Consider the following 26845-nt stretch of genomic DNA (forward strand, 5'->3'; position numbering starts at 1 on the left):
CGCTCCTCTTCATCGGCCCGGAAGGCATCTCCGCGAAACTCCGGAGCACCGTATGCGCGGCGCCGGCCTGCCTTTCATCGACGCGGGCCATCACCAGTACGACACCTTCTGCGATCTTCGGCTTGCGCGGCTTCTGGGCGAAATTGGCGAAAGTTCCGAGAAGCACGCCGGCAAAGCCGCCCCACGCCGCACCGACCAGGGCCATGCCGGTCATCCCCGCGGGATCAACGTCTTGAGCTCCAAAAGCGCTGAAGCCGGCCAACAGACCAGCCGTGGCGCCAAGTGCGGCACCAGCAATCGCACCCCGCCAGAGAGCGCTCATCTCATCGTCGTAATATCCAGCAACGCTGATCGGTTCATCATTGTCGTTGTAAGATCCGACCACGCTGATTTGCCGGCGGCGAATCCCGGCAGCCTGAAGCCTGGCCACGGCACGTGCTGCCTGGGCATGGGAATTGAACAGTCTGCTGATTGTTTGCATTTACGCCCAGGCCCGACGCCCGTTCGGAGCGTCGGGCCTCTCCTCCCTGGCTTGAACTCTTCCGCCCGGACGCATCTTCGTCGCGCCAAAGCTCACCACAACGTGAGCCAGCCGGCTACGTTCCTCAGCCGGGGCTTCGGTCCAATCCTGGAGTATCTTGCTTGGGACCTAAGTCTGACCAGCTTGGGCGCGCTGAGGCCATGCCGAGCGGGGACGGTCGCCGGCTCGAAGAGAGGGTTCAGGATGCTATCGCAGACCCAAAAAGCTCAAAATGGCGATTACGATCACGATCGCGCCGACCAGCCAGATAATGTTGTTCATCATTGCACTCCTTCGCCTCCGGGCGGGGCGCACGCCGGGGCGAAGCCCGCCACGCAAGTAGAATATTAGATACGGCTAAAGGTTCCTCGCGGGGCCTCGCTGTCGAAAGAGCCCACCGCACCAGTCGGCACGGCGGGCGACGCAGCGTTTCACCCCGGTGGGGGCAGAAGACGGCGTTGCGTCCAAGGCTCAGCTGATGCTTCTGGACCAGTTATCAACCTGGCGCTCTGCCTCTTCCTTGGCGATGCCATATCGCTCCTGGATACGCCCCAAGAGCTGGTCCCGGTTGCCCTCGATCCGATCAAGATCATCGTCGGTGAGGTCACCCCACTGCTCTTTCGCCTTGCCTTTGAACTGCGTCCATTTTCCCTTGATTTGATCCCAGTTCATATGTTCCTCCTTGCTTGCGCGCCAGCTCGCGTTGTTGAAAGCCACCTTTCAGGAGAAACCGCTCAGGCGATAGGCTCGGTTGATGCCAACAAAAACTGGGTTGCCAATGCCCTTGCTACAAGCCCGGAAGCCTACGCAACGCATCGAGGAGATCGGGAGGACAGCCCGGGGGCTTTGGAACTCGCCTTAATCCGGCAACAGAATCTGAAGCTTTACGTCCGCCGGCCGGGCTTCGACTGCGCGGTCGAAGGCGTTGATGGAATCTTCGAAGGGGAAGGTCGCCGAAATGAGTGGCTTTAGGTCGACCCGGCCCGACCCCATCAGCGCGATTGCCCGCTCATATTGGTGGGCATATCGGAACACAGTCTCGATGCGGACTTCCTTGGTCGAGGCGGTGGCGACATCGAATGCGATCGGCGCCACCGGCAGGCCGACCACCACTACCGCGCCACCGGGCCGCGGCAGATCGAGCAGGGTCTCCCATGCCTTGGACGAGCCCGAGCATTCAAACACCACGTCGGCGCCCCAGCCATCGGTCAGGCGCTTTACCTCCGCCGCCAGGTTCTTGTCGCGGACGTTGACCGGGATAACGCCTTGATAGCCGCCGGCGATGTCGAGCTTGGGTTGGGCGAGATCTGCAACAAGGGCGCGGGCGCAGCCGCCGGCGAGCGCCGCGATCGCCACCATCGTGCCGATCGGCCCTGCGCCAATCACCACCGCCGTGTCGCCCGGCGCGATCTTTGCTTTGGCAGCCGCCTGCATGCCGACGGCGAAGGGCTCCACCATGGCGCCTTCGGCGAAGCTGACATTGTCGGGCAGTTTGAAAGTGTAGTTGGCGGGGTGGACGACATAGGGCGTCAGCACGCCGTGGATCGGCGGCGTTGCCCAGAACCTGACCGCTGGATCGATGTTGTAGAGGCCGAGCCGGCTCGCCCGCGAACTGGGATCGGGGATACCCGGCTCCATGCAGACGCGGTCGCCGACCTTCAGATGCTCGACGCGTTCCCCCGTTTCGACGACGGTGCCGGCGGCTTCATGGCCCAAGACCATCGGCGCTTCGACCACGAATGGGCCGATGCGGCCATGCGTATAGTAGTGCACGTCGGAGCCGCAGATGCCCACCGTATGGATCTTGATGCGAACTTCGCCCGGGCCGACGGTCTGTGGCAGATCGATGTCACGCAGCTTGAGTTCGTGCTGGCGTTCAAGGACAAGGGCGCGCACGTTCGTCATCGACGTAGTCTCCTCTAAAGCTTATTGTAGGGGCCTTCGTGACCTTACTTGCACTCGGCGCGTTCATCATAGCCGCTCATTCACAGCTTCAAAATCCAGCTCGGAAAACAGGGGGATTGCCTGATTCCGACTATTCGTACGAACTTCCCGGCCAAAGGACTTTGAAGGCCGGCCATGCCGCTGCCGAATGCCCTCGGCGGAATGAAATAGTCGTTCGCCCCGAGACTCCCCACTCCCCAGCCTCCAAGCCAGAAGACCGGCATCGGCCAGTCATCAACAGGGGTCCAGCAGGTGCGCGACACCCGACGTTACATGCCATGGAACGCTTGCCCAATCCGCTTCTGGTCGATGCGGCCCACCAGGTGAACGCAAGAAGTTCCCGGTTCGCTTCCCGCCCATAATGCTGCCGGCGGCTATGCGCTTCATTAACGTCATTCTTCATTCGAAGCGCTCAGGCCGGAAGCTGCCGTGCGTAAGACGCCAGGTCATTGCCCGCCGGGGATAAGTTTGCAGCTGGACAATATTGGCCAGCCGGGCGATCCCGGCATTTGGCGTTGCTTCGGCGAGTCAATACTGAGCCTGCGCTTACGCGCCATCCTTCTCGACGGCTGGACCCGATCGAGTGCAAACGGGTTCAGTTGGTGCTGGTTGTGGCGGTGAACCCGCACTGCTTCTGTTCCATATCGATCTGCTTCGTGATGCGGACGGCGTTCTGTGCGTAGGCCTCCGTCACGGAGCCACTATTCACAGTCTTGTCCTTCAGCGGGCTCACGCCTGCGCAGAGGTGGAAAACATGCGGCTCGGTGGACTTCGCGGCTCCGTTCTCGGGCGCGATCCAGTAGACGACATCCTGACCGGCGGGGTGGCTCGCGTCCCGCGTCGCCGCCGCCACGGCGGCGGTGTCCGTCGCGATCGCCTGCGCCTGAGCGGCGACATCGGGCGAACAGGCGGTGGTGGGCTGCCCCGACTTGATCTGGGCTGCGCATGCGTTCATATCCTGGGTGTACTGTTCGACCGACGGGGGTTTGAAACTGATCCCCATGACTGTCGCGAGCACGGCCAGCGCGGCGCCGACGCCGCCGGCAACCTTCTTGGTCCGCGGATCCATGTTTTTGTCGGTGAGGATCAGGAAAACCAGCGGGAGGAAGGCAATCAGTGTGATGATTGCGCCGAGCTGGTTTTGGAAGAAGAACCTGGCTGCGTCGGATGCACGAGCCGGATCGTGCCTGTTGGCCGCCTTCCATAGCAAGTTGCCGGCGATTGCGAAAATCGCGATGCCGACCAGAAGGCCGATGACCAGCGGCAGGTGTCCCTGGTCGAACTTGTTCTGGCGAAGCAGCATAATTCCGTAGATCTCGCCGCCAATGGCGACGATCCACGAGAGTGCGGCGAAAAGGCGAAGACGCGTGGCAGAGGACTTCTGGCCCTGCGTCGCTTGCCAATCCTTGGTAACGTCTGGCTTGTTGTCGGTCATTGACCAGATCCCCTGATATCGACACTTCTGCGGGCGGCGTTAGACCAGAAGGCCAATCCGCCCTGCGCAGCGTCATTGAACGAGCGTCACCTGCCTTAGCGACACGGCGAAAATGTGAGCGCCAGGGCAGGCCTCATCTCCATTCATGATTCATATTGCGCATGAGTGAATCCGTCCATACCCACGCAGGCAGACGCCTATGCGGCGATGGCTTGTTCTTGTTGATCTCTGGTTAATCGAACTTGACGCTGTCTTCCCTCGCTTCCCGGCGGCGGTCGCGCCATTCCCGACACCAGCCGAAGCGAATTGACGAGCCATTTTGAACGAGACAGCTCTAACGAGACAAACATTGAGGCAAGATCGACGCGGATAGCGGCCGCGGTGTTGGCTTGCATGCTGACCTCCAGGTGATGTTTGGCGACTTCACTCTGGCAGAGCGCTGGTCGCGATTCAGTCGCCGCATGGACGCCAAGCTTGGCCCCGACCATCTGCATTGGTAATAATGCAGATTTGCATTGTCTTATCGCGATGAACAGGAATGTTTAACATGACAACGTTGACAGTGACGACAAGGGGACAGGTGACGTTCCGCAAGGACGTGCTGCAACATCTGGGCATCAAACCGGGCGAGAAAATCGAGCTTGATCTGCTGCCCGACGGTCGGGCGGAATTGAGGGCTGCACGGGCGAAGGGGTCGTTCCGGGACCTCCAGGGCTTCCTCAGAGGCAAGACGAACGGCCGGGTGCTCAGCATCGAGGAGATCAACGAGGCGATGGCGGAAGCGGGTGCTGTGGCCGGGTCCGGCGAGGAATGAGGGTTACGGCCGACACGAATGTGCTGCTGCGCGCCTATGTCGCCGATGATGAGGGGCAGGCGGCCATTGCTGTCGACCTGCTGGCCAAAGCGGACATCGTGGCCGTGAGCGTGAAGGCCTTGTGCGAGTTCCCAGGGTTCTGGCCCGGCAGTACCAGACAGAGCGCGAAAATTTGCCGCGGCGATCCGGGCGTTGCTGAACACCGCGAATGGTTGTCGTCAACCGGCCGGCAGTTTCCGCGGGGCAAAAGTCGATCGGTGGGTTGCGAAACCGCCGCTGACCAGGTTTGGCAAGTACTGGACGTCAAGCCGCATTTGCGCAGGGCTCGGCGTCCCGGAAGCATCGCCGATGCCTGCGCAGTGACTGCGTCCTTGTTATAGCCAGCATCGCCAACAATCGCCCAGCCTGGCCCGTATGGCTTGCTGGCAACGCTGCGCCAGCGAGCGGCCTCTCGCGCCTTGCTGCGCCAAGACGGTCGGCGAAGGCAGGCCATCCCGGCTCCGATCAAGAGCCCCGCGCGCCAGCCAGCCCACCAAGGTTGCCGCGATCACCCTTGATGTCGTAGAGCCTACGGTCGGCGGTTAAAATTGGTGGAGAAGAATATATGCCAGAGCACCTGAAACTCGTCTCGACTGCCAAGTCGCATGGCGGCGCCCAGCATGTTTACTCGCATCTCTCCACGAACTGCTCGTGCGAAATGACGTTTGCCATTTTCGTGCCTCCGCAGGCACGGGAAAGCCGTTGTCCCGTGGTCTGGTACCTCTCCGGGCTCACCTGCACCCATGCAAATGTGATGGAAAAAGGTGAATACAGACGTATTGCCGCCGAACTTGGCGTGATCGTTGTCTGTCCCGACACCAGCCCGCGTGGTGCCGACATTCCGGATGAAAAGGACAATTGGCAGTTCGGCAGCGGCGCCGGTTTCTACCTTGACGCGACGCAAGAGCCGTATGCCAAGAACTATCGCATGTATTCCTATATCGTCGAGGAGCTGCCAGCCGTGATCGGGCGCGAATTTCCCGCCGATATGGCGCGCCAGTCGATCTTCGGCCATTCGATGGGCGGGCATGGCGCGCTGACGATCGCACTGAACAATCCCGGGCGTTTCAGAAGTTGCTCGGCCTTTGCGCCGATCGTGCAGCCAAGCACAGCCGGCTGGTCGAAGCCGGCTTTCGAAAAATATCTCGGCCTGGATGAGGCCTCGTGGCGGCGCTACGATGCAACTTCGCTCATCGAGGATGGGCACCGTTTCCCGGAATTCCTGGTCGATCAGGGAACGTCAGACGGTTTCCTCCAGGAGGGCCTCAGGCCTTGGCTGCTCGAAGACGCCTGCTCCAAGGCAGGCATTCCGTTGAAATTGCGGATGCAGGACGAATACGATCACTCCTATTTTTTCATTTCGACATTCATGCATGACCATATGACGTGGCATGCCGAACGGCTTTCACGAGGCTAGGCCGTAGGAATAGGTCGGCAGTCAGGCGGGCTCGGTGACGACGCCGATGCGCCGGTAGACGAATGGTTCGTCCTTCGAAGGAACCGTCGCAGCGCGCTGGGCCTCGTCGATCAGCATTGCCATGCGCGCATGGATCGGCGATTTCGCGCAAGCTGGGTCCGTCGCGGCGGCATCGCCGGCGATTGCCATCGCCTGGCAGCGACAGCCGCCCCAGTCGATCTCGCGCCGCTCACAGTTGCGGCAGGGCTCCTGCATCCAGTCCGTGCCTCGAAAGGCATTAAATGCCGGGGAATCGGTCCAGATCGCGGCCAGGCTGCGTGTTCCAAAACGCTCGAAACTGAGCGACGGGATGCTCTGGGCGGCATGGCATGGCAGTACGGTGCCGTCCGGCGTCACCATGAAGGCGTCGCGCGCCCAGCCGCCCATGCACGGTTTGGGATAGATGGCGAAATAATCCGGCGTGACGAAATCGATGTTCATGATGCCGGTGAGCCGTTCGCGTGCCGCCGCGACGATCTCCGCCTGGCGGTCGACGGCAGCACGCTCGGGCATGAGTTGATCGCGATTGGTCAGCGCCCAGCCGGCGTACTGCACGTTGGCGATCTCGAGACGCTCCGCACCCAGCGAAAGGGCCAGATCGATGAATTCCGGTACCTCCTCGATATTGTGGCGATGGATTGGCGCGTTGATGGTAAGCGGCAAGCCGGCCGCGCGAGTGCGGCGTGCCGTTTCCAGCTTCTTTTCGTGGCTGCCCCTGTGATTGCCGATGCGCTCGGTGGTCGCCGGCCGTGCGCCTTGAAAGCTCAGTTGCAGATGGTCGAGCCCGGCTTCGGCAAATGCCTCGATGCGGCCATCCGCAATGCCGACGCCGGCGGTGATCAGGTTGGTGTAGACGCCGCGCGCCGAAAGCCCGGCGATCAATTGCTCGAGATCGCGACGCAGCGTCGGTTCACCGCCGGACAGATGCACCTGGAGAACGCCAAGGTCGGCCGCCTGCGAGAACAAGTCGAGCCAGCTCTGCGTGTCGAGTTCGCGATTGGCCTTCAGCAATTCGAGCGGATTGGAGCAATAGGGGCATTGCAGCGGGCAGCGATGCGTCAGTTCCGCCAGCATGCCGATCGGGGGGAGAGGGGGCTCGCTCATAGCTTCACCAGCAGCTTGTCCGACCATTCCTGCAGGAAGGCGACGACATCGGCCGCCACAGCCTCCCGTTCGGCATCATAATCTGCGGCAAGGCCGGCAATGATGTGGCCGACCGTGGACCGTCCGTCGCAGCGGCGCAATATGTCGAGGCTGATGTCGTTTGGCCAGAACACCTTTTCGGGCGACAGCACGGCGAACGCCTGGCGCACGGGGTCATGCTGTATGCGCACGTGCTTCGGCAGCGATGGAACCGACTGCAGCGACACTACGGCTCTTTCGCGCAGTGCCATCATTGGGCTGCCTCCGGACGGAAGGCGCCGGGCGGGATATTGCCCGGCTCGCCATAGGCGTGTTGAAGCGCGTCGAGCATGGCCCAGAGTATATCGCATTTGAACACCAGTGCATCGATCGCCTGCTGCTGGCGCTCCGCCGTGTCGGCATGTTCGAGCACATAGGCGAGGGCGAAGTCGGCGTCGCGCGAGGCCTGTTCGGGCCGCCGGGTGAAATAGGCCAGCGTGTCCTCGGTGATATAATCGTATCTGGCCAGCATCGCGGGTACCCGCTCGCCGATGATGAGCGGCGAGAACATCTCGGTCAGCGACGACGCGACCGCCTCCAGCAGGGTCCGGTTCGTGCAAAAGGAGAGGTAAGCGCCAACCGCAAAACGCGTCGCCGGCAGGGCCAGCCTCTCGCTCTTCACCGCGTCGGCATCGAGACCGAGCGAGGTCGCCAGGTGCAACCAGCGCGCAATACCGCCGCTCCAGCCGTCCTCGCCGTCATGATCCTCGATGCGTTTGCGCCAGGCGGCGCGAAACGCCGGATCCTCGGCATGCGCGAGGATCATGGCGTCCTTGCGCGGAATGACCGCCTGATAGCAATAGCGGTTCAGCGCCCAGGCCTGCATCTCGGTCCTCGACAGCGCACCGCTGGTCATCCTGTGATGGAAAGGATGGCGGTTGTGATAGCGCTCGGCACCGACCTGCCGCAGCACGGCTTCGAGCTCTCTGGAGGACAGGCCGTTGCTGGCCGCGTCGTGGAAATCACTCAAAGCTCTATCTCCATCCCGTCGCAGGCCACTTCCCAGCCAGCCGCTTCGACGGCTGCATGCTCGGCAGAATTCTCGTCCAGAACAGGATTGGTGTTGTTGATGTGGACGAAGACACGGCGGCCGATCCTCACATCGGCCAAGCCGGCGATCGACCCCGCGTTTCCCGACATTGCCAGATGCCCCATGCGTGCACCGGTCTTTTGGCCGACGCCGGCAGCAATCATCTCGTCGTCAGTGAAGACCGTGCCGTCGAACAGAAGGCATGCGGCATCGGCCAGACGCGTGCGCAGGGTCGCATCGATGCGGGCGCAGCCGGGGATGTAGAAGCCGGAGCCGCGACTGCCGGCACCGGCGATACGGACGCCGATCGTGTCGCCGGCATCGGAGCTGAAATTGGCATCCGGCTGGCCTCTTTCTTCGAGATAGAGGGCTATCTTCCCGGGCACGGGAAAGCTCTCGACAGCCACCCCGGTGTCGTGGCCGCCTGCGTCGCAGATCGACAGCTCTTGCGCCGGCGGCAAGATGCGTCGCGGCACGAGCGCCGGATCGAGGACATTGAAAATCGAATTCGCCTTCAGCGTCGCCAGAACCTGTGTCGTTGCATAAATAGCGAAAGGCTGCCGCTCACGCAGGCTGAGCAGGCCGGCGACATGATCGACATCGGCATTGGTCAGCACCACCGCGCGAATAGGCGTCGAGCGCAGCGGCGCATCGTGCGCGGGCTGCAATTCAGGCGTTGCCGCGATCTGCTGGGGAATGTCGGGCGAAGCGTTGAACAGAACCCAGCCGAGTCCATCCGCCGACGCGGCGACACTCGATTGGGTTCGTGAATGCACACCAGCTACCCCGGTGCGAGCCGCACGGCTCAGACGATAATTGCAGTTCCATTGCGGAAAGCCGCCGCCGGCCGCCGATCCGATGATTCTCAAGCGCATGAAAACGCCCGCCCCGCGGCTTCTCTGACCAGCAGCCAATTTGCAGCCGCAAAAAACGGCCCGCCCGCTTTGCGCGCCTCAAACTCTTTCACGAAAATCCCATACGGCAAGGGGATGCGTGCCCCTGTTGCCAGGGACACGCACCTCTGCGGCCTACTTCTTGGGAGTAATTTCAGCAGGCAGATAGCGCGAAATTTCAAAGCCCGCAGCAACCTGGCACATGGTCGGTTTTGTCCAGCTCTTCTTCATAACATTTCTCCTCTTCTACCAGCCCGAAGGGGCCGATCCGGTGGTTAGCCAACCATTGCAGGGCACCGAAGCAATGGCTCGTCCATCACGTTCTCAAAATGGACAAATGAACACAAGGTTTTGAAAGCCCGAAAAACAAAAAAGTATCGAAAGTAGCTGTAGTCTTCTCTTCAACTGTTCATCGCGTAGGTTTTTCCTCCTCCTGACCCATCCCAACTATTGCGTAATCGGATTGTCGTGCTCGTCGATCAGCGGCACATTGTAACCCAGCAGGAGCTTGGTGATCTCCGCCTGGTTTTCCCTGATCACCCGGTTTAGCGTCCGTTTCCATTCCTGGTCGGACGGACGTACACCCATGGTAATGCGGTAGGACATGCGCGAGCCGGTTTTTTCCTTCAACAGCGGAACAATGGTGACATCGGCTCCGAGTTCCCTGGCATAGTAGCCAGCCATCGGCCCCCACAGGACCGCCGCGTCGATCTTGCCGGCGAGCATGTCCTTGATCATGACCTCCCCCATGGAAGGCGTGACGCGCGTATCCACCGCCAGCGGGTAGATCTTGGCGGTCCGCAGAAGCTTGTTGGCGGCCATGTTGGCGGTTGGCGGCGTGCTTTCGACGACGCCGATTCTCTTGCCGGAAAGTTTCGGGTCTTCGATCGTCTCGATGCCTTCCATGCCGTTGCCTTTGGGGTATACGAGCACATAGGCGGAGCGGTAGTAGGCGTTGGTGTTCTGCACCAGTTCATCGCCTTGGGCGTAGCCCATGATGATGTCGCATCGATTGGCCCCCAGCGTATTGCGCACAAAGCCGGTGACAGTGGGAAACCACGTGTAAGCGACTGATTTCCGCCCCGTCTTCTTGGCAACCAGTTCAGCCAGCTTGTTTTCGAAGCCTTGGCCGTTCTTGTCGGTAAAGGGCATGTTCGAGGGATCTGCGCAGACGCGCAGAATGTCGGGATCGACCAGTTCGCCCGCAGCGCCAAGCCCGGCATTTTGCGCCAGAACATTCGACGGCAGCAAGGCGAGCGCGCCGAGGATCGGCAGAACGACACGCAGCTTCGATGCAGTGCAGCCGGTCATATCATCCACCCATGCAGGATGCTTCGGCATCCTTGGCTGCCTGAGCCTTGTTTTCGTGCTTCGGCGGCCTGCCGCGGGGTGCCGCGCCATCGGCGCGCGCGCGCAGATAGACGTAGAGATCGTCCAGGTAACAATAGACGTTCTTGTTGTCGCCAAAGGCGGGCATGACGTTTTCCTTGCCGCCGCCGACATTCTTGCGGCCCTCGGCGACGATCGACAGGAACGTGGCGTAATCCATGGTCTTCAGGCTATTAGCCAGGGCAGGCGCATAGCTCGAACCTGTGGCGTCCTGTCCGTGACAGACATGGCAATCTGAGTGATACCGGCGGTACCCGCTGAAGGTGTACCAATCGACGGTTCCGTTTTCGATCTTGTAGGTCGGATTTCCGTCCGCATCTAAATATTTGCCTCCTTCTTGCTTCACCGCCTTGGCTTTCTCCATGCTGTCTTCGGCCCGTACCAGACTTGAGCTGGCCAGAGGCAGCAGGACCAGGGCGAGAGCGGAAACTGCAATGCGAACGATCATTCAGGCTCTTCCTTCGTTTGCCAGAAATCCTGGCTGCCGTCGTGCAGCGGCATTGATCGGAGTTGGGTGCGCGGCGCAATCGAGAGCCCGGTTCCCGGCTTCGGGGTGACCCGGGCTCTCGTTTTCGAACCTAGCCGTGAGGCTCTTCCCGGTTATCAGTCCGGGAGGCCGAAGACGGTGAGCTGGCCGCCCAGCGTCGTATAGTCGGCAAGTGCCGCATAACCGCCGACGGCACCCAGACCGGCGGTTCCAACGACCGCGGCCTGATCGCCCTGCGCACGGCCCTGATCAACGGCGCCATGCCAGGCGGCGGCGTTATCGGGCGAAAGCAGCCCACCTGCCAGACCGATACCGGCCCATCCACCGACGCCGGACAGAACGGCGACGTACTGCTTGCCGTCATGCTCGTAGGTCGTGATGTTGCCGATGATGCCGGACGGGGTCTTGAACTTGTAGAGTTCCTTGCCGTCCTTATCGACCGCCTTGATGTAGCCTTCGAGGGTACCGTAGAAGACGACGTCGCCATCTGTCGCCAATGCGCCCGACCACACCGAGAACTGCTCGGGCTTCGACCAGACGATCTCACCCTTGGCTGCATCCCAGGCAATGAAGTTGCCCATGTTACCGTCACCGCCGGGCGCCGCATACATCGACACGGTGGCGCCCACATAGGGCTGACCGGCGGTGTAGCTCACTTTGTAAGGCTCATAGTCCATGCAGACATGGTTGGTCGGCACGTAGAACAACCCGGTCTTCGGCGAGTAGGCGGCCGGCTGCTGGTCCTTGGTTCCAAGCGCGGCCGGGCAGATACCGGTCGAGTTGTTGTCTTCGCCGTTCTGCTGGGTCGAATACTTGGCCACGACCTGCGGGCGGCCATACTGGTCGCTCTTGGGATCCATGTTGACTTCCGTCGCCCAGTTCACTGCCGGATCGTATTTTTTGGCGACGAGAAGTTCGCCGGTGGCGCGATCCATTGTGTAGGCAAAGCCGTTGCGGTCGAAATGCACCAGCACGTCGTGCTTGGCGCCGTTGACCTCCATGCCATCGACGAGAATCATCTCGTTGATGCCGTCATAGTCCCACTCATCATGCGGGGTCATTTGGTAGAGCCATTTGGCAACACCGGTATCCGCATCGCGAGCCATGATTGTCATGGACCAGCGATTGTCGCCGGGGCGCTGGACCGGGTTCCAGGTCGAGGGATTGCCGGTGCCGTAATAGACCAGGTTCAGCTTGGGATCATAGGAATACCATCCCCATGTCGTGCCGCCGCCAGTCTTCCACTGTTCGCCTTCCCAGGTGTTCGTGCCGGAATCCTTTCCGACAGGCTTGCCGAGATGGGTCGTCTTCTCGGGATCGAGAAGGGTGTCTGCGTCAGGACCTTCCGAATAGGCTTTCCAGGCGAGCTTGCCGTCTTTCAGATTGTAGGCGGCCAGCCAGCCGCGAACACCGAATTCAGCACCGGAGACGCCCACGAGCACCTTGTCCTTGATGACTACGGGTGCCGACGTGCCGGATTCGCCCTTTCCGCCGTCGGTCTGGTCTCCGTTCTTGACAGACCAGACGACCTTGCCGGTCTTGGCATCGAGCGCGACGACGGTGGTGTCGGCCTGGTTGAGAATGATCTTGCCGTCGCCATAGGCAACACCGCGATTGACCGTGTCGCAGCACATGATCGGAATGACGTTCGTGTCCTGCTTGGGCTCGTATTTCCACAGGATCTTGCCGTCATTCTTGAGGTCCAGAGCATAGACGTTGTTTGGGAAAGGCGTGTGGACATACATCACGTCGCCGATGACCAGCGGCCCGCCTTCGTGACCGCGCAGCACGCCGGTGGAAAAGCTCCATTTGACCTGCAGGTTCTTCACATTGTCGGCAGTGATCTGGTTGAGTTTGGAATAGCGGGTGTTGGCGTAGTCACCCGTCTGCATCGCCCAGTTCTTCGCATCCGATGCGAGCTTTGCAAGGTCTTCATTGGCCGAAGCCGTATAGGCAGCGCCGAGCGATAAAAACGCCGCGGTCGTCAGAATGTAAGTAGTTTTCGCAAGTACACGCATCCAAAATCCTCCCGGGTTCGCAGTGAAGAATCGACCGTCAAGCCCCACAAGGGCTTGCCCAAGCAATTCATGTTGGGAAGTTATTTTCCGGCAGCTGTCACGACCTACCCCGAAGCAGAGGGCACCGTTACCGCCCGCCCCCCTTGGTCTTCGAAAGACTGCCGCCGCTCCCTGATGACGGTGGCGCTCTTGAAGCCGGAAACAGGAAAAAGCTATGTCATCGTAAAAGTCCAGGCAAGCAAAAACCTACAATGGGTCGCTGCGCTGCAATATCGATATGGTGCGATGCAATATTTAGAAACAATTAAAATAAGGACCGTATGAAAAACTAATAAGAGAATGACCGCCAGCCGTGATATATATAGCCAACATATTGTTCGGGTATTCTCGAGGTGATATACATTTGACTTTATTTCGGTATATTCTGCGGGGCACTTACGAGTAAGTATGCGGGCGTCTCGCTCGTTGCCGATAGTGAGCGAAGCATGAAATGAACGCATGAAGGAGGGTGCGCAGCGGGTCATGAAGCGGGCTCTTGTCGGTCGATAGGGCATTCCTCCTTTGGTCCTATACGCAGGCCATGGGAGCTTGACTGGCTTTGCGGCACGTCGCCAATTGGAGCGATGACCCCGTCTGGATGCATGGTGTCCAGGCCAACTGGAGGTTCCTCATGATAAGGTCTGTTGGATCTCTCACCTTGCCGATGGCCTTTGCGGCGACGCTGGCTTTTGCCAACTTGGCCAACGCCGCGGGAGACTACCCGACGGCAACGATTGCCGACTACGTGCTCGGCTGCATGCAAACGAATGGCCAGACACGTCAGGCGCTTGAAAGCTGTTCCTGCTCGATCGATGTTATCGCCTCGATCCTTCCTTACGATCACTATGAGAGGGCGGAGACCTTTAAAAGCATGTCGCTGACGACAGGGGAGGCGGCAGGGTTGTTTCGCGAAAGCGCGCCAGCGAAGGCGGCGCGCACGGAACTGAAACGCGCGCAGGCTGAAGCCGACGTACGTTGCTTTTAGTCAGGCGGAACAGGCACGCGTGGCCGTGCGCCTCACAGTCCCGCCGTTTCTATTGGCCATTGGCTGCGAAATACCTTGCAATCCGCGTTCGAGCCGTAAGGCGATCAGGCCACACCCGGAAATTTTTGCTGGAATGACCGCAAAAGGTCGCTCATCACCTGTGGATTGCGATGTTGTCGCGGCAGTCTTACGTCGAACGTGCCGAGCACGTGGGCTGGGCGCTGCGCAAGCACGATGATGCGGTCCGACAGCATCAGTGCCTCGCGCAGATTGTGCGTGACCATCAAGGCGGTCGTAGGCCGCGCTGACCAGACGGTCAAAAGCAATTGCCGAAGCCGCTCGGCGGTCTGTTCGTCGAGGGAGGCAAAGGGTTCGTCCAGGAAAAGCACCGCCGGTTCGGTGGCGAAAGCCCTGGCAAGCGCTGCCCTGCGCGCAAGGCCGAGCGAAAGCTCCGCCGGATAGAGCGAGCGCATGCTGGCGAGGCCGAGAGTGTCAAACAGCTCGTCGAGACTCTTTGCTCTTAGGCTTTTCGGCAGCGCCAGCCTGACATTCTGCTCCACCGTCCGCCATGGCAGCAAAGTAGGCTCCTGGAACACGGCGGCGATGCGGTTCGAGCCGCCTTGCGGCAGTTGGAAAGAGCCGGAAAAGTCTTTGTCCAGTCCAAGCAGGATGCGCAACGTCGTGGTCTTGCCGCAGCCCGACGGCCCAAGCAGGCAAGCGAATTCGCCCTGCCGGACCTCGAAGGACAGACCCTGAAGCGCCGTGATCGAGACGCCTTGCGCGGACCTGAAGGTCTTTTCGGCGATATCGACCCTAAGCGGGACGGCGGCGCCAACGGGTTGCATGTCGTTCAATGGGCTGCACCAGGAGAAGTTCGATGACAAGCATCACCGCCACGAAAGCCAGCGTGTAGGCGAGAATGGCGGCGACGTCGAAGAGCTGGAAATAGAGATAGATCTGGAAACCGACGCCATTGGAGCGGCCGAGCAGTTCGACCACCAGGACGATCTTCCAGATGAGGGCGATGCCGGACCGCGAGGCCGCGGCAAAATAGGGCTGCAGTTGCGGCAGCAGGACATGGCGGATGCGCTCGAGTGGGGCGAAGCGGTAGACGGCGGCCATTTCGGCATAACGCGGATCAAACGCCCTGGCGCCTTCGCGCATCGTCACCACGACATTCGGGATCTTGTTCACGGCAACTGCGCCAATCGCCGCCGCCTCGTTGAGGCCGAACCAGATATAGGCGAGCACGATGACCACCAGCGCGGGAATGTTGAGAAACAGGACCACCCATGGACTGAAGAACCGGTCCGCACCGCGGTAGCTGCCGAGGATGACGCCGATGACCGAGCCGATAATCATTGCGACCACGTACGCCGCAGCAACCCGTCCGAGCGTCGCGCCAAGGTGATAAAAAAGGTCACCGCTCGCCGCTTCCCTGAGCAGCACCTGCCAGACCTGCCCTGGTGAGGGGAAAGCTCGGCTTTGCCACAGATTTGCCGCGAGGCTCCACAGCAGGCAAAGTCCCAGCAGGGAAACCGCTACCGTCAGCACCGGTGTCAGCGCCGTCGCAAAGCCGGATCGACGCGACTTGTCTTCCGTTGCGGTCATTTCGCGAGTTCCGGCCAGAACGTGCCGGGCGCCATCTCGGGCGCCCTGCCAACCAGCTTCTCGCCGCCTATCGCGGCCAGCACGTGATAGAGTTTGCCCGCATCGACCGCTTCTTCGGCGACCGGCCGTCTGGGGATGCCCTGGCGATAGCGGTCGCGCAGTTTTTCCAGCTCCTTGCCTGCTGCGCGAATGAGCGGCGCCAGGCGCAGCCATTCATCATCGGATCTGGCCAGCAAGTCCTTGGCCTGCTTGGATGCCTTCAAGAAGCCCCGGGCGGCATCCGGATTGTCGCTCGCCCATTGGTCGTGGAAGACGTAGCCGAGTGCCGACACGGGGCCCGAGGCACCAAGCGCTTTCGTCGCGTCATCCGCACCGATCAACCGACGAAAGCCATTGGCCTCGAGCCGGGCGCAGAAATGCCAGAAATTGAGCACGGCATCGAGTTCGCCTTGCATCGCCTTTTCAGAAATCAGCGGCGGCGCGCCAAAGACGACGTCACAGGCTGTCGGCAGCTCGAGGCCGTGCTCGCGTCTGGCCAGCGCCTGGACCAGCAGCCAGCTCTTGTCGAGCGGGCCGCCGGCGACACCGATTTTCTTTCCCTTGAGGTCGGCGAGCGTCCGGATCGGCGATTCCTGCTTCACCATGATTGCCCCCGCGGCGGTCGAATAAGGGGCCAATGTAAGGTCGCCGCCCTCGGAGCGCTGGCGCGAGACCCACAGCCAGTCGGTCACGATCATGTCGATCGCGCCGGCCAGCAGCGCGACGTTGGTCGCATCCTCCCCGGCGAAGTAGACAATCTCCAGATCGATCCTGTTGGCCTCGTCGAGCTTGTGGCGTTTCAGCGTATCGAGTTCCCAGCTCACGGTGCCGAACTTCAGGACACCAATTCGGACCTTGGCGGCCGCAAAGACGGCAACCGGCCTTGAGGCGAGGATGGCCGCCAGAGCCGCCAAGCGCAGCGTCGTACGCCGCGAAATCATCATGGCGTCTCCTCTTTCAGGGCCGTCGACGAACCAGGAATGTCGATCAAATCGCTCGTTCCTTGCTCGGAACGGCACATTTCCAGCGCACGACCTTGAGACTCGGATGTTCCTGAGACCATTTTGCGATCTCGGCGGGCGCCAGGAACATGCATTGGAACAGAGAGCCGCGGCTCTCGAAATAGAGATGTTCATCTCGGCAATTGCCCGGATTGGCGCTAAGGCACACCGTTAATACGAGATCGACCATGTCCATTTGGCACTTATCATCGCCTGCGCGGCGAACTCTCCAGAGTTCGTGCTTTGGAGTTGCGCGGATTCCTGAAGGTGCCCAAACAGCAAACCGGTTGGAGTGAGGCTACGCGTTCGGCCAACATGCGTCAATGATGTGGACCGCATGTCGCTACACACTTCCCGTCGCGCAGTCGGGAAACGAAACAGGACCTTTGTACGATTGACTTCCCTCATCGGCAGTCTAGCTTTTCGAGGTGTGCAGGTGCTGCCAGTCCGGGGAGGAAGGACGAATGGTTCGCTCTCCCGCTTTAAAACGAATGCCGGCGATCAAGGCATCGACACGCGTAAAGTGTCCCGGGCACTCACACCATCAATGAGGAAATGCCATGCGCGCAGTCGCTTTTTTCGCCGCCGTGTCCGTCGCCACCTTTGTCACTACCCAGTCTCAGGCACAGGATGCCGCGGCGGGTGAGAAGGTCTTCGCCAAATGCAAGGTCTGCCACGTCGCAGACAAGGACCAGAACAAGGTCGGCCCGTCCTTGAACGGCGTCATCGGCCGAACGGCCGGGACGCATCCGGGGTTCAGCTATTCCAAGGCCATGACCGAGGCCGGCAAGTCCGGCGTCAAATGGGACGAAGCCACGCTGACGACCTACCTTCGCGATCCCAGGGCGATGGTCAAAGGAACCAAGATGGCGTTTGTCGGTCTCAAGAAAGACGAGGACATCGCCAACGTCATTGCTTATCTGAAACAATTCTCAAAATAACGCGGTACTGCCGGCCGTTGGACTGCGCTCGGCCGGCGTTGGCTAGGCTTTGCGCATGGGGTCACGCAGCGTCTTGCAGCCTCTGCATCGCGGACGGCAGATCGAACAGGCTGTCGCAAACGAGGTCGGCGCCAAGCTCTTCAACGGGAATTTGGCTGTATCCGCCACGCAGCAGAATGACTGCCATGCCGGCGGCGCGGGCGGCGGCCACGTCGGCGCTGCTGTCTCCGACCATCAGCGTGTCACGAGGTTCGACCTGAAGCAGGTCGAGCGCCAGCAACAGCGCGTCTGGCGCCGGTTTCAAGTATGTCACCGCGTCTCCGCCGACGATCGCGCCGAGATATTCCGTCAGCCGAAAATGCAGCAGGATTTCGCGCGCCGCCAGCTGCGGCTTGTTGGTCACCACGGCCATGGCTATTCCGCTCAAATGCAAGTGCGTGAGAACCTCCCTGACGCCAGGCATCAGCCTCGTGCGGCCGGTCAGATGCCTGCGATAGATCGGCGCCATGACGCGGTTGGCCTCATCGAGCGCGCTGCCGAGGAGCGGCGTGCCGGAAGCCGCGAAGGCGCGTTCGACCAGTTTCCTGATGCCGCCGCCGATCATGGCCTTGACCTGATCCAGCCGCAGCGGCGGCAGATCGTGGCCGGCCAGCAATTCGTTGACGGCGGCCGCTATATCAGGTGCCGAATCGACCAGTGTGCCGTCGAGGTCGAACAGGATCGCCTTGGACGAGCGAAACGGCCTGCCTGCGCCGACGTTCATGCAGCATCCTTCCACTTGATCGAACAGCCGATCGAAGCGATCTGGTCAAGCGGTCCGTCGCCGGTTCGGGCAACCTGCTTCATCGCCTCGAACAGGTCGCGCCTCAGCCTGGGCGATTCGGCGTCGCGTCGCGACGCGTCCAGCCGGCCGCGGTATTGCAGCGTCAACTCGCTGTTGAGCCCGAAGAAATCCGGGGTGCAAACGGCTCCGTAGGCACGCGCCACCGTCTGGTGCTCGTCGTGGAGATAGGGGAAAGTGAAGCCGTTCGTCCTGGCAAAGAGCTTCATGTTGTCGAAGGAATCATCTGGATAGGCGTCGCTGTCGTTGGAGTTGATCGCGACAAAGCCGATGCCTTCGGCCTTGAGGTCATTGGCGTCGCGCACCATGCGTGAAATCACCGCCTTCACATAGGGGCAGTGGTTGCAGATGAAGGCCACCACCAGCCCGTTCGGGCCGGCGTGGCTTAAGATCGAATGCGACGTGCCGTCGACGCCTGGCAAAACGGCGTCGATGGCTCGCCAGCCGAAATCGCAGACAGGTGGGATTGCCGCCAAGTTTTCCTCCGATGAAATGTTTGCCCTCCGATGAAACGGTTTACGCCGCTTTCCGGATCGCCCCGTCGGCCGCCTGCCTGATGGCGCCGATATTGGCGCGATAGGCCGCCTCGGTGCCGCCCTTAAAGATGGCCGAGCCGGCGACCAGCACATTGGCGCCGGCCGCGGTGACCAGCGGAGCGGTTTCGGGCGTGACGCCGCCGTCGATCTCTATGTCGATCGGACGATGGCCGACCAGCGCCTTGACCCGCCTGACCTTGTCGACGACCGCCGCAATGAAGGCCTGGCCGCCGAAGCCCGGATTGACCGTCATCAGAAGCACCAGATCGAGCCGGTCAAGTACATATTCGATGACGCTTTCCGGCGTTGACGGGTTCAGCGACACGCCGGCCTTCTTGCCGAGATTTCTGATTGCCTGCAGCGAACGGTCGAGATGCGGTCCGGCCTCGGCATGCACCGTAATGATGTCGCAGCCGGCATCGGCGAAGGCGCCGAGATAGGCGTCGGCCGGCGCGATCATCAGGTGGCAGTCGAAGACCTTGTCCGTTCGATTACGGATCGCCTTGACCACCGGCGGACCGAAGGTGATGTTGGGCACGAAATGGCCATCCATCACGTCGAGATGGATCCAGTCGGCACCCGCCCGGACGACCGCTTCGACCTCGTCGCCGAGCCGCGAGAAGTCCGCGGAAAGCACCGAGGGCGCGATGATTGTCTTGCTATCCATGGTCGTCGGCTCCCATTCTGTCGTCCGTTTCCGGTCGCTGCACACCAACCGCCGTCATCTTGTCAGCGCGCCTTCGTCTCCGGTTCGCCTTCGAGCTTACCTTCCGCGAACACGCGGCTGCCGCGAATATCGGATTCCTCGATGGTGATAAGATCGATTTTCGTCAACGCCCGGTCGCGCGATGCGAAAAGCCGGCCGGCCTGGCGAAGCCGCGCCCGGTCGAGGCTATTGCGAACGGAGCGGGCGTTGGAGAAATGCGGCAGCCGCATGCGGATCGGGAGATACTCTTCGAGCGCCTTGGCCGCCGCTTCGCTGAGGCGGTAATTCTGTTCCGCCAGCATGATCTCGGCGATTGATTTGAGTTCGCTGACGCCGTAGTCCGGAAAATCGAGGTGATGGGCGATGCGCGAGCGCATGCCGGGATTGCTGTCGAAGAAGCGGTCCATCTTGTCCTTGTAGCCGGCAAGAATCACAACCAGATCGTCACGGTTGTTTTCCATGCATTGCAGCAGGATTTCGATCGATTCCTGGCCGTAGTCGCGTTCGTTCTCGGGCTTGTAGAGATAGTAGGCCTCGTCGATGAAAAGCACCCCGCCCATGGCGCGCTTGATCACTTCGCGGGTTTTGGGCGCGGTGTGGCCCACATACTGGCCGACGAGATCGTCGCGCGTCACCGCGACCATGTGGCCTTCGCGGACATAGCCGAGACGATGCAGGATTTCGGCCATTCTGAGCGCCACGGTGGTCTTTCCGGTACCGGGATTTCCCGTAAAGTTCATGTGCAGCGTCGGCGCGCCAGAGATCAGCCCGAACTTGCGGCGAAGCCGGTCGACCAGAAGCAGCGCCGCGATCTCGCGGATGCGGGTCTTGACGGGCTTCAGGCCGACGAGTTCGCGGTCGAGCTTGTCCATCACCTCGTCGATGTTGGACGCCTCGAACTCGGCCTGTAGATCAACCGATTCGCCCTGCGCGGCAGCGCTCTTAGCTATCGCGTCCAGCATGGTTCGCCTAGCTCCGTTCGCCTTCGGGCCTGTCGGTCGCATAAGGCACGATCGAATAGCCCTGACTGCGGCCGTCACGCTCTTGGCGCAGCAGCCGGAACCCGGGTTCATTGGGTGGCCGGTTGACGATGAATGACATGCGCGGTGCTTCCCAGCCCTTGGTCGAATCGAAGGCGGTGACCCGGACATACATGTTGGGCATAGCTTTCCGGCAATTGTCGACTTCAAGCAGGATGCCCGCCGGGTCCCTCAGGTCGAACATCGGGTTGCCGTACATTTCCCAATAGGTGTTTCGCGGATGTGGATCGTCCGTGTACTCGACGCTGACCGCCCAGTGGTTTTTCAGGGCGTATTTGATCTGCCCCGAAATCTGCTCATCGGTTAGCTCGGGCAGGAACGAAAACTGTCCCTGCGTGACCTTGTTTCCGGGATTGGTCATCATGGCGACGGTTCCTTTCGTCTAGAAGCTCGGCGTTGCGGTTGGCACGAAGTCGGCCGTGTCGGTCGATTCGTAGTTGAAGGTGACGTCCTTCCACGTCTCCAGGGCGGCCTTGAGCGGCGTGCACCATCTGGCCGCCTGTTCGAGGATTTTGGTCCCTTCGCGCAGATAGTCGCGGCCCTCGTTGCGGGCGAGGATCATCGCCTCCAACGCGACGCGATTGGCCGTCGCGCCGGCCTGGATGCCGTCCGGATGGCCGATCGTGCCGCCGCCGAACTGCAGGATGACGTCCTCGCCGAGATAATGGATCAACTGGTGCATCTGGCCGGCATGGATGCCGCCGGAGGCGACGGGCATCACCTTGTTGAGCGAGGCCCAGTCCTGATCGAAGAACAGCCCGGTTTCGAGGTTCTGCGGCGTGCGCTCCTCGCGCAGCGTGTCATAAAACCCCTTGATCATAAGCGGGTCGCCTTCCAGCTTGCCGACCACCGTGCCGGCATGGATGTGATCGACGCCGGCCATCCGCATCCATTTGCAGATGACGCGAAAATTCATGCCGTGGTTCTTCTGGCGCGAATAGGTCGAGTTGCCGGCCCGGTGGAGGTGCAGGATCATGTCGTTGCGGCGTGCCCACTTGGCCATCGACTGGATCGCCGTGTAGCCAATGACGAGGTCGATCATGACGATGCAGGAGCCAAGCTGTTTTGCAAATTCGGCGCGCTCGTACATGTCCTCCATCGTGCCGGCGGTGACGTTGAGATAATGGCCCTTGACTTCGCCGGTGGCGGCCGACGCCTTGTTCACAGCCTCCATGCAGTAGAGAAAGCGGTCGCGCCAATGCATGAAGGGCTGTGAGTTGATGTTCTCGTCATCCTTGACGAAGTCGAGGCCACCTTTCAGCGCCTCGTAGACGACGCGGCCGTAGTTGCGGCCGGACAGGCCAAGCTTCGGCTTCGTTGTCGCGCCGAGCAGCGGCCGGCCGAACTTGTCGAGCCGCTCGCGTTCCACCACGATGCCGGTCGCCGGGCCCTGGAAGGTCTTGAGGTAAGCCACCGGGATGCGCATGTCCTCGAGCCGCAGGGCCTTGACGGCCTTGAAGCCGAACACGTTGCCGATGATCGATGCAGTCAGGTTGGCGATGGAGCCGGGCTCGAACAGGTCGAGGTCGTAGGCGATATAGGCGAAGTACTGTTGCTCGATCCTGGTGCCTGGACCTGTGTTCGGCACCGGCTCGGATTTGAATGCCTTGGCGCGGTAGAGCTCGCAGGCGGTCAGCCTGTCGGTCCACACCACGGTCCATGTCGCGGTAGAGGATTCACCGGCGATGGCGGCGGCCGCCTCCTCGTGGTCGACGCCGGGCTGCGGCGTGATCCGAAACATGGCGATCAGGTCGGTCTCCTTGGGCCGGTAGTCCGGCTCCCAGTAGCCCATCTTCTTGTAGGGGATGACGCCCGACCTGTAGCGTTCCTTGCCTTCCTTGAGCGTGCCTGCTGAGGGCATGTCGATCTTGTTCATGGCAGGTCTCCTGTTTGCCGCTCAGGCGGCTTTCGCGGTTGCGATTTGGGGGTCGAGCTTTCCTGCGGCGTAACGTTTCGCCATCTCATCCATGGCGATCACCCTGATCTTCGACGCGTGGCCTGCGGTGCCGAAGCGTTCGAAGCGATCGCGGCAAAGGTCGCGCAGCGCGTCCATGGCGGGTTTCAGGAACTTACGCGGATCGAATTCGCGCGGGTCCTCCGTCGCAACGCGGCGGAACTGCCCGGCCATGGCCATTCGGCAATCGGTGTCGATGTTGACCTTGCGCACGCCGTAGCGGATGCCGCGCTCGATTTCCTCGACCGGGACGCCAAAGGTCTGGGGCATCTCGCCGCCATAGTTGTTGATGATATCCTGCAGTTCCTGCGGCACGGAGGAAGACCCGTGCATGACCAGATGCGTGTTGGGCAGCTTTTCGTGAATCGCCTCGATCACCTGCATGGCCAGGATGCCGCCGTCAGGCTTGCGGCTGAATTTATAGGCGCCGTGCGAGGTACCGCAGGCGATCGCCAGCGCGTCGACCCGGGTGGCGGTCACGAAGTCGACCGCCTGATCGGGATCGGTCAAAAGCTGGTCATGGGAAAGCGCACCTTCGGCGCCGTGCCCGTCCTCGGCCTCGCCCTGGCCGGTCTCCAGCGAGCCGAGCACGCCGAGCTCGCCTTCGACCGAAGCGCCGACCCAATGCGCCATGCGTGCGACACGTTCGGTGATGGCGACGTTGTAATCGTAGCTCGCCGGTGTCTTGGCATCCGCCATCAGCGATCCGTCCATCATCACCGAGGTGAAGCCGTGGCGGATCGCCGACAGGCAGGTGGCTTCGTTGTTGCCGTGATCCTGATGGATGCAGAGCGGAATGGCCGGATGGATTTCGGTCAACGCCTCCATCATTTTGGCCAGCATGATGTCATTGGCATAGAAACGGGCGCCGCGTGAGGCCTGGATGATAACCGGCGCATCGCAGGCCCTGGCGGCCTCCATGATGGCGAGGCCCTGTTCCATGTTGTTGATGTTGAATGCCGGCACCCCGTACCCGTGCTCGGCGGCATGGTCGAGAAGCTGGCGAAGGGTGATGCGGGCCATTGTCGGTTTCTCCTAGATGATGAGCTTCAGCGCCGCTGCCGCGACGGCTTCGGGCGTGATGTCGAAATGCCGGTAGAGATCCGGGGCAGGGGCGCTGGCGCCGAAACCGGCCATGCCGACGAAAGTGCCGGTGTCGCCGATCCAGCGGTCCCAGCCGAGCCGTGCTGCGGCTTCGATGGCAATGCGGGGCGCCGAGCCGAGGACTGCCTTGCGGGTGCCGGCGTCCTGCTCCTCGAAAAGCTCCCAGCACGGCATCGAGACAACCGCGGCGGCGACGCCGTGCTCGGTCTCCAGCCGTTCGGCGGCGGCAACCGCGATCTCGACCTCCGAGCCGGTGGCGATCAGCGTCAACGCGCGCTGCCCGACTGGCTCGCGCAGGATGTAGGCGCCCCGGCTCGACCGGTTCTCGTCGCTGTGTGGCTCGTCGCAAGGTGCTTGGCGCAGCATCGGCAGGTTCTGGCGCGAGAGCACCAGCACGCTCGGCCGCTTCTCGCTTCTCAGCGCCAGTTCCCAGCACTCCGCCGTTTCGACGATGTCGGCCGGGCGGAAGACGTTGAGGTTTGGCGTCGCCCGCAGCATCGCCAGGTGCTCGACCGGCTGGTGGGTCGGGCCGTCCTCGCCGAGACCAATGGAATCATGCGTCATCACATAGATGACGCGCTGGCCCATGAGCGCCGAGAGCCGCATCGCGCCGCGCGCGTAGTCGGCGAAGCACAGGAACGTGCCGCCATAAGGCACGAAGCCGCCATGCAGTGCGATGCCGTTCATGGCTGCGGCCATGCCGTGCTCGCGGATTCCATAGTGGATGTAGCGGCCGGCGTAGTCGCCCGGCGCGATGCGGTTCATACCCTTGGTGATCGTCAGGTTCGAATGCGTCAGATCGGCGGAGCCGCCGACGGTCAGTTCGGTTGCGCCATTGATCGCAGCGAGTGCCATTTCCGAGGCTTTTCGCGTTGCAACCTTGGTCGCCTTCCCGACATGCTCCTTGCGGAAAGCGTCGAGTGCTTCGAAGACCGCGTCGGGCAGGACGCCGGCGACCGCGCTCTCGAAGGCCTGCCGCCGTGGTGAGGCGGCAAGCCGATTCTCCCAGGCGCGGCGTGCCGCTTGACCGCGGCCGGCAATCTCGCGCCAGGCGAAAAGGATATCGTCCGGCACCTCGAACGGCGCGAAGGCCCAGCCGATGTTTTCGCGCGTCGCGGCGATCTCCGCATCGCCCAGCGGCGCGCCATGCGTCTTTTCCGAACCACCCAGATTTGGGGCGCCCTTGCCGATCACCGTGCGGCAGGCGATCAGAGACGGCTGGTCCGATTGCTGCGCCGCTTCGATTGCCGCCGCAACGGCTTCCGTGTCGTGGCCGTTCACCGACTGGACATGCCATCCAGCGGCTTTGAACCGCGCCGGCTGGTCCATCGATGTCGACAGGGAAGTGGGCCCGTCGATCGAGATCGCATTGTCGTCCCAAAAGACGATCAGCCGGGAGAGCTTCAGGTGACCGGCAAGATCGATCGCCTCGTGGCTGATGCCTTCCTGCAGGCAGCCGTCGCCGGCGATTGCGTAGGTGAAATGGTCGACGAGATCGGCGCCGTGGCGGGCCGCAAGCATGCGCTCCGCCAGCGCCATGCCGACAGCGGTCGAAATGCCTTGTCCAAGCGGGCCGGTCGTCGTCTCGATGCCAAGCGCATGGCCATATTCCGGATGCCCGGCGGTGCGGCTGCCCAGCTGGCGAAACCGCTGCAACTCCTCGATCGGCATGTCTTCAAAGCCTAGCAGGTAATGCAGCGCATACTGCAGCATCGAGCCGTGCCCGGCCGACAGCACGAAGCGGTCACGATCGGGCCAGTTGGGGGCCGACGGATCGATGTTGATGAAGCGGCTGAACAGCACCGTCGCGACATCGGCCATGCCCATCGGCATGCCCGGATGACCGGAATTGGCCTTTTGGACGCTGTCCATCGCCAGTGCGCGAATGGCGTTGGCCATGTCGCGCTCCGAGACGGCGGCGACGGGCTTCAGTGCTGCTGCCTGGCTGTTCATGGCGTCCTCCTCACGACACACGGTTCTTGCGTTCGATCAATTGCAGGATGAGCGGCGTCAGGATCAGCTGCATGGCAAGGTCGAGCTTGTTGCCGGGCACCACTATGGAATTCGGCCGCGACATGAACGAGTCGTGGATCATCGAAAGCAGGTAGGGGAAATCGATGCCGCGGGGATTGGCGAAGCGGATAACCAGCATCGATTCGTCGGGCGTCGGAATCCAGCGCGCAATGAATGGATTGGACGTGTCGACGATCGGCACGCGCTGGAAGTTGATGGCCGTCTGCGAAAACTGCGGGACGATGTAGCGGACATAGTCCGGCATACGACGCAGGATCACGTCCATCACTGCCTCGGTGGAATAGCCGCGCGTTGCGCGGTCGCGATGGATCTTCTGGATCCATTCGAGATTTATGACCGGCACCACGCCGATCTTGAGATCCGCGTGCCTGGCCAGGTTGATCTTGTCGGTGACGACGCAGCCATGCAGGCCCTCGTAGAAGAGCAGGTCGCTCGGCGGAAATTCGCGCCATTCGGTGAAATGTCCCGGCGGCGTGCCGTACTGCTTCTCCTCATCCTCATCATGGATGTATGTGCGGGTCTTTCCGGTTCCCCGTCGGCCATATTCCTCGAATACCTCTTCGAGGATTGCCAGTTCATTGGCCTCGGCGTGGAAGTGGGTGAAGTTCGGATTGCCCGCCTTTTCCTCCTCGGCCACCTTCGCCTTCATCGTGGCCCGGTCATAGCGATGGAAAGCATCGCCTTCGATGAAGGCGGCCCCGATGTTCTCGCGCCGGAAGATCAGTTCGAAGATGCGCTTGACAGAGGTGGTGCCTGCGCCCGACGACCCGGTGATGGTAATGATGGGGTGCTTTGCCGACATGGTCT

At 61.6% G+C, this 26845-nt stretch carries 32 protein-coding genes; 6 read left to right on the top strand and 26 right to left on the bottom strand.

The window, feature by feature from the left end:
* The 5 genes from NKH99_RS29645 to NKH99_RS29665 all read right to left on the bottom strand — a co-directional run.
* On the bottom strand, positions 1-214 hold a 214-nt coding region (locus NKH99_RS29645; protein ID WP_353017353.1), incomplete at its 3' end, for a hypothetical protein.
* Positions 215-991: 777 nt separating this feature from the next.
* Positions 992-1192 carry a CsbD family protein gene (locus NKH99_RS29650; protein WP_023719429.1) on the bottom strand — a complete coding sequence of 67 codons (201 nt, stop codon included), beginning with the start codon at positions 1190-1192 and terminating at the stop codon, positions 992-994.
* A gap of 186 nt (positions 1193-1378) precedes the next feature.
* Positions 1379-2425, bottom strand: a complete 1047-nt coding sequence (locus tag NKH99_RS29655; RefSeq protein WP_353017355.1) for an NAD(P)-dependent alcohol dehydrogenase — start codon at positions 2423-2425, stop codon at positions 1379-1381.
* Positions 2426-3059: 634 nt separating this feature from the next.
* Positions 3060-3899, bottom strand: coding sequence for a succinate dehydrogenase/fumarate reductase transmembrane subunit (locus tag NKH99_RS29660; RefSeq protein ID WP_023678783.1), 840 nt, complete (start codon positions 3897-3899; stop codon positions 3060-3062).
* A gap of 197 nt (positions 3900-4096) precedes the next feature.
* Positions 4097-4393: a hypothetical protein gene (locus NKH99_RS29665; protein ID WP_353017408.1), complete on the bottom strand. Its 297-nt coding sequence runs from the start codon at positions 4391-4393 to the stop codon at positions 4097-4099.
* A gap of 53 nt (positions 4394-4446) precedes the next feature.
* Between NKH99_RS29665 and NKH99_RS29670 the strand changes: the two genes are divergently transcribed.
* From NKH99_RS29670 to fghA, 3 genes are all read left to right on the top strand, one after another.
* Entirely contained in the window at positions 4447-4713 is a 267-nt protein-coding gene (locus NKH99_RS29670; protein WP_353017357.1) for an AbrB/MazE/SpoVT family DNA-binding domain-containing protein, read from the top strand.
* The gene (locus tag NKH99_RS29675; protein ID WP_352503270.1) at positions 4710-5093 is read left to right on the top strand and encodes a PIN domain-containing protein; all 384 of its coding nucleotides are present in this window, start codon (positions 4710-4712) and stop codon (positions 5091-5093) included. Before NKH99_RS29670 ends, NKH99_RS29675 begins: the two co-directional genes overlap by 4 nt.
* 224 nt (positions 5094-5317) lie before the next feature.
* Entirely contained in the window at positions 5318-6169 is an 852-nt protein-coding gene (fghA, locus tag NKH99_RS29680; RefSeq protein WP_352775548.1) for an S-formylglutathione hydrolase, read from the top strand.
* Between the two features lie 21 nt (positions 6170-6190).
* On the opposite strand, the gene pqqE is transcribed toward fghA, so the two are convergent.
* The 8 genes from pqqE to NKH99_RS29720 all read right to left on the bottom strand — a co-directional run bounded on the left by pqqE (position 6191) and on the right by NKH99_RS29720 (position 13207).
* Positions 6191-7312 carry a pyrroloquinoline quinone biosynthesis protein PqqE gene (pqqE, locus tag NKH99_RS29685; protein WP_353017358.1) on the bottom strand — a complete coding sequence of 374 codons (1122 nt, stop codon included), beginning with the start codon at positions 7310-7312 and terminating at the stop codon, positions 6191-6193.
* On the bottom strand, positions 7309-7605 hold the full coding sequence (gene pqqD, locus NKH99_RS29690; RefSeq protein WP_353017360.1) for a pyrroloquinoline quinone biosynthesis peptide chaperone PqqD: 297 nt from the start codon (positions 7603-7605) through the stop codon (positions 7309-7311). The genes pqqE and pqqD overlap by 4 nt, the downstream gene beginning before the upstream one ends.
* Complete coding sequence (gene pqqC / locus NKH99_RS29695) at positions 7602-8360, bottom strand: pyrroloquinoline-quinone synthase PqqC (protein WP_353017363.1); 759 nt, start codon at positions 8358-8360, stop codon at positions 7602-7604. Before pqqC ends, pqqD begins: the two co-directional genes overlap by 4 nt.
* Entirely contained in the window at positions 8357-9295 is a 939-nt protein-coding gene (gene pqqB, locus NKH99_RS29700; RefSeq protein WP_353017366.1) for a pyrroloquinoline quinone biosynthesis protein PqqB, read from the bottom strand. The genes pqqC and pqqB overlap by 4 nt, the downstream gene beginning before the upstream one ends.
* 153 nt (positions 9296-9448) lie before the next feature.
* Positions 9449-9544 carry a pyrroloquinoline quinone precursor peptide PqqA gene (locus tag NKH99_RS29705; RefSeq protein WP_101918690.1) on the bottom strand — a complete coding sequence of 32 codons (96 nt, stop codon included), beginning with the start codon at positions 9542-9544 and terminating at the stop codon, positions 9449-9451.
* A gap of 216 nt (positions 9545-9760) precedes the next feature.
* Positions 9761-10624 carry a substrate-binding domain-containing protein gene (locus NKH99_RS29710; RefSeq protein WP_352450664.1) on the bottom strand — a complete coding sequence of 288 codons (864 nt, stop codon included), beginning with the start codon at positions 10622-10624 and terminating at the stop codon, positions 9761-9763.
* A gap of 1 nt (position 10625) precedes the next feature.
* Positions 10626-11150 carry a c-type cytochrome, methanol metabolism-related gene (locus NKH99_RS29715; protein ID WP_352474919.1) on the bottom strand — a complete coding sequence of 175 codons (525 nt, stop codon included), beginning with the start codon at positions 11148-11150 and terminating at the stop codon, positions 10626-10628.
* 155 nt (positions 11151-11305) lie between these two features.
* Positions 11306-13207, bottom strand: coding sequence for a methanol/ethanol family PQQ-dependent dehydrogenase (locus NKH99_RS29720; RefSeq protein WP_352617352.1), 1902 nt, complete (start codon positions 13205-13207; stop codon positions 11306-11308).
* Between the two features lie 69 nt (positions 13208-13276).
* Between NKH99_RS29720 and NKH99_RS29725 the strand changes: the two genes are divergently transcribed.
* Positions 13277-13531 carry a hypothetical protein gene (locus NKH99_RS29725; RefSeq protein WP_352771221.1) on the top strand — a complete coding sequence of 85 codons (255 nt, stop codon included), beginning with the start codon at positions 13277-13279 and terminating at the stop codon, positions 13529-13531.
* Positions 13532-13910: 379 nt separating this feature from the next.
* Positions 13911-14231: a hypothetical protein gene (locus NKH99_RS29730; RefSeq protein ID WP_353017369.1), complete on the top strand. Its 321-nt coding sequence runs from the start codon at positions 13911-13913 to the stop codon at positions 14229-14231.
* A 104-nt stretch (positions 14232-14335) separates the two neighbouring features.
* On the opposite strand, the gene NKH99_RS29735 is transcribed toward NKH99_RS29730, so the two are convergent.
* From NKH99_RS29735 to NKH99_RS29750, 4 genes are read right to left on the bottom strand one after another with little or no spacing between them, the layout of a single operon-like run.
* On the bottom strand, positions 14336-15076 hold the full coding sequence (locus NKH99_RS29735) for an ABC transporter ATP-binding protein (RefSeq protein ID WP_353017403.1): 741 nt from the start codon (positions 15074-15076) through the stop codon (positions 14336-14338).
* The gene (locus NKH99_RS29740; RefSeq protein ID WP_353017372.1) at positions 15045-15842 is read right to left on the bottom strand and encodes an ABC transporter permease; all 798 of its coding nucleotides are present in this window, start codon (positions 15840-15842) and stop codon (positions 15045-15047) included. The genes NKH99_RS29735 and NKH99_RS29740 overlap by 32 nt, the downstream gene beginning before the upstream one ends.
* Positions 15839-16825, bottom strand: coding sequence for an ABC transporter substrate-binding protein (locus NKH99_RS29745; protein ID WP_353017375.1), 987 nt, complete (start codon positions 16823-16825; stop codon positions 15839-15841). The genes NKH99_RS29740 and NKH99_RS29745 overlap by 4 nt, the downstream gene beginning before the upstream one ends.
* A gap of 43 nt (positions 16826-16868) precedes the next feature.
* Positions 16869-17078 carry a hypothetical protein gene (locus NKH99_RS29750; protein ID WP_352474627.1) on the bottom strand — a complete coding sequence of 70 codons (210 nt, stop codon included), beginning with the start codon at positions 17076-17078 and terminating at the stop codon, positions 16869-16871.
* A 364-nt stretch (positions 17079-17442) separates the two neighbouring features.
* On the opposite strand from NKH99_RS29750, the gene NKH99_RS29755 reads away from it, so the two are divergent.
* Entirely contained in the window at positions 17443-17823 is a 381-nt protein-coding gene (locus NKH99_RS29755) for a c-type cytochrome (RefSeq protein ID WP_352503280.1), read from the top strand.
* Between the two features lie 61 nt (positions 17824-17884).
* Here the strand turns inward: NKH99_RS29755 and gph are convergent, their stop codons facing one another.
* The 9 genes from gph to NKH99_RS29800 form a co-directional block, all read right to left on the bottom strand.
* A complete protein-coding gene (gene gph, locus NKH99_RS29760; protein WP_353017377.1) occupies positions 17885-18586 on the bottom strand; it encodes a phosphoglycolate phosphatase in 702 nt (233 codons plus the stop codon).
* A complete protein-coding gene (locus tag NKH99_RS29765) occupies positions 18583-19140 on the bottom strand; it encodes a thioredoxin family protein (RefSeq protein WP_352474623.1) in 558 nt (185 codons plus the stop codon). Before NKH99_RS29765 ends, gph begins: the two co-directional genes overlap by 4 nt.
* Before the next feature lie 40 nt (positions 19141-19180).
* Positions 19181-19867 carry a ribulose-phosphate 3-epimerase gene (gene rpe / locus NKH99_RS29770; protein ID WP_352541879.1) on the bottom strand — a complete coding sequence of 229 codons (687 nt, stop codon included), beginning with the start codon at positions 19865-19867 and terminating at the stop codon, positions 19181-19183.
* 62 nt (positions 19868-19929) lie between these two features.
* Complete coding sequence (gene cbbX, locus NKH99_RS29775) at positions 19930-20868, bottom strand: CbbX protein (RefSeq protein WP_353017381.1); 939 nt, start codon at positions 20866-20868, stop codon at positions 19930-19932.
* A 7-nt stretch (positions 20869-20875) separates the two neighbouring features.
* Positions 20876-21310: a ribulose bisphosphate carboxylase small subunit gene (locus tag NKH99_RS29780; protein WP_352503285.1), complete on the bottom strand. Its 435-nt coding sequence runs from the start codon at positions 21308-21310 to the stop codon at positions 20876-20878.
* Between the two features lie 18 nt (positions 21311-21328).
* A complete protein-coding gene (locus NKH99_RS29785) occupies positions 21329-22822 on the bottom strand; it encodes a ribulose-bisphosphate carboxylase large subunit (protein WP_084641467.1) in 1494 nt (497 codons plus the stop codon).
* A 21-nt stretch (positions 22823-22843) separates the two neighbouring features.
* Positions 22844-23923 (bottom strand): class II fructose-bisphosphate aldolase, encoded by a 1080-nt coding sequence (fba, locus tag NKH99_RS29790; protein ID WP_353017384.1) that lies wholly within the window; start codon positions 23921-23923, stop codon positions 22844-22846.
* Positions 23924-23935: 12 nt separating this feature from the next.
* A complete protein-coding gene (gene tkt / locus NKH99_RS29795; protein WP_353017387.1) occupies positions 23936-25957 on the bottom strand; it encodes a transketolase in 2022 nt (673 codons plus the stop codon).
* 10 nt (positions 25958-25967) lie between these two features.
* Positions 25968-26840, bottom strand: coding sequence for a phosphoribulokinase (locus NKH99_RS29800; RefSeq protein WP_023678839.1), 873 nt, complete (start codon positions 26838-26840; stop codon positions 25968-25970).
* Positions 26841-26845 lie beyond the last annotated feature (5 nt).

The sequence above is a fragment of the Mesorhizobium sp. M0854 genome, assembly GCF_040319815.1.
Classification (GTDB): domain Bacteria; phylum Pseudomonadota; class Alphaproteobacteria; order Rhizobiales; family Rhizobiaceae; genus Mesorhizobium.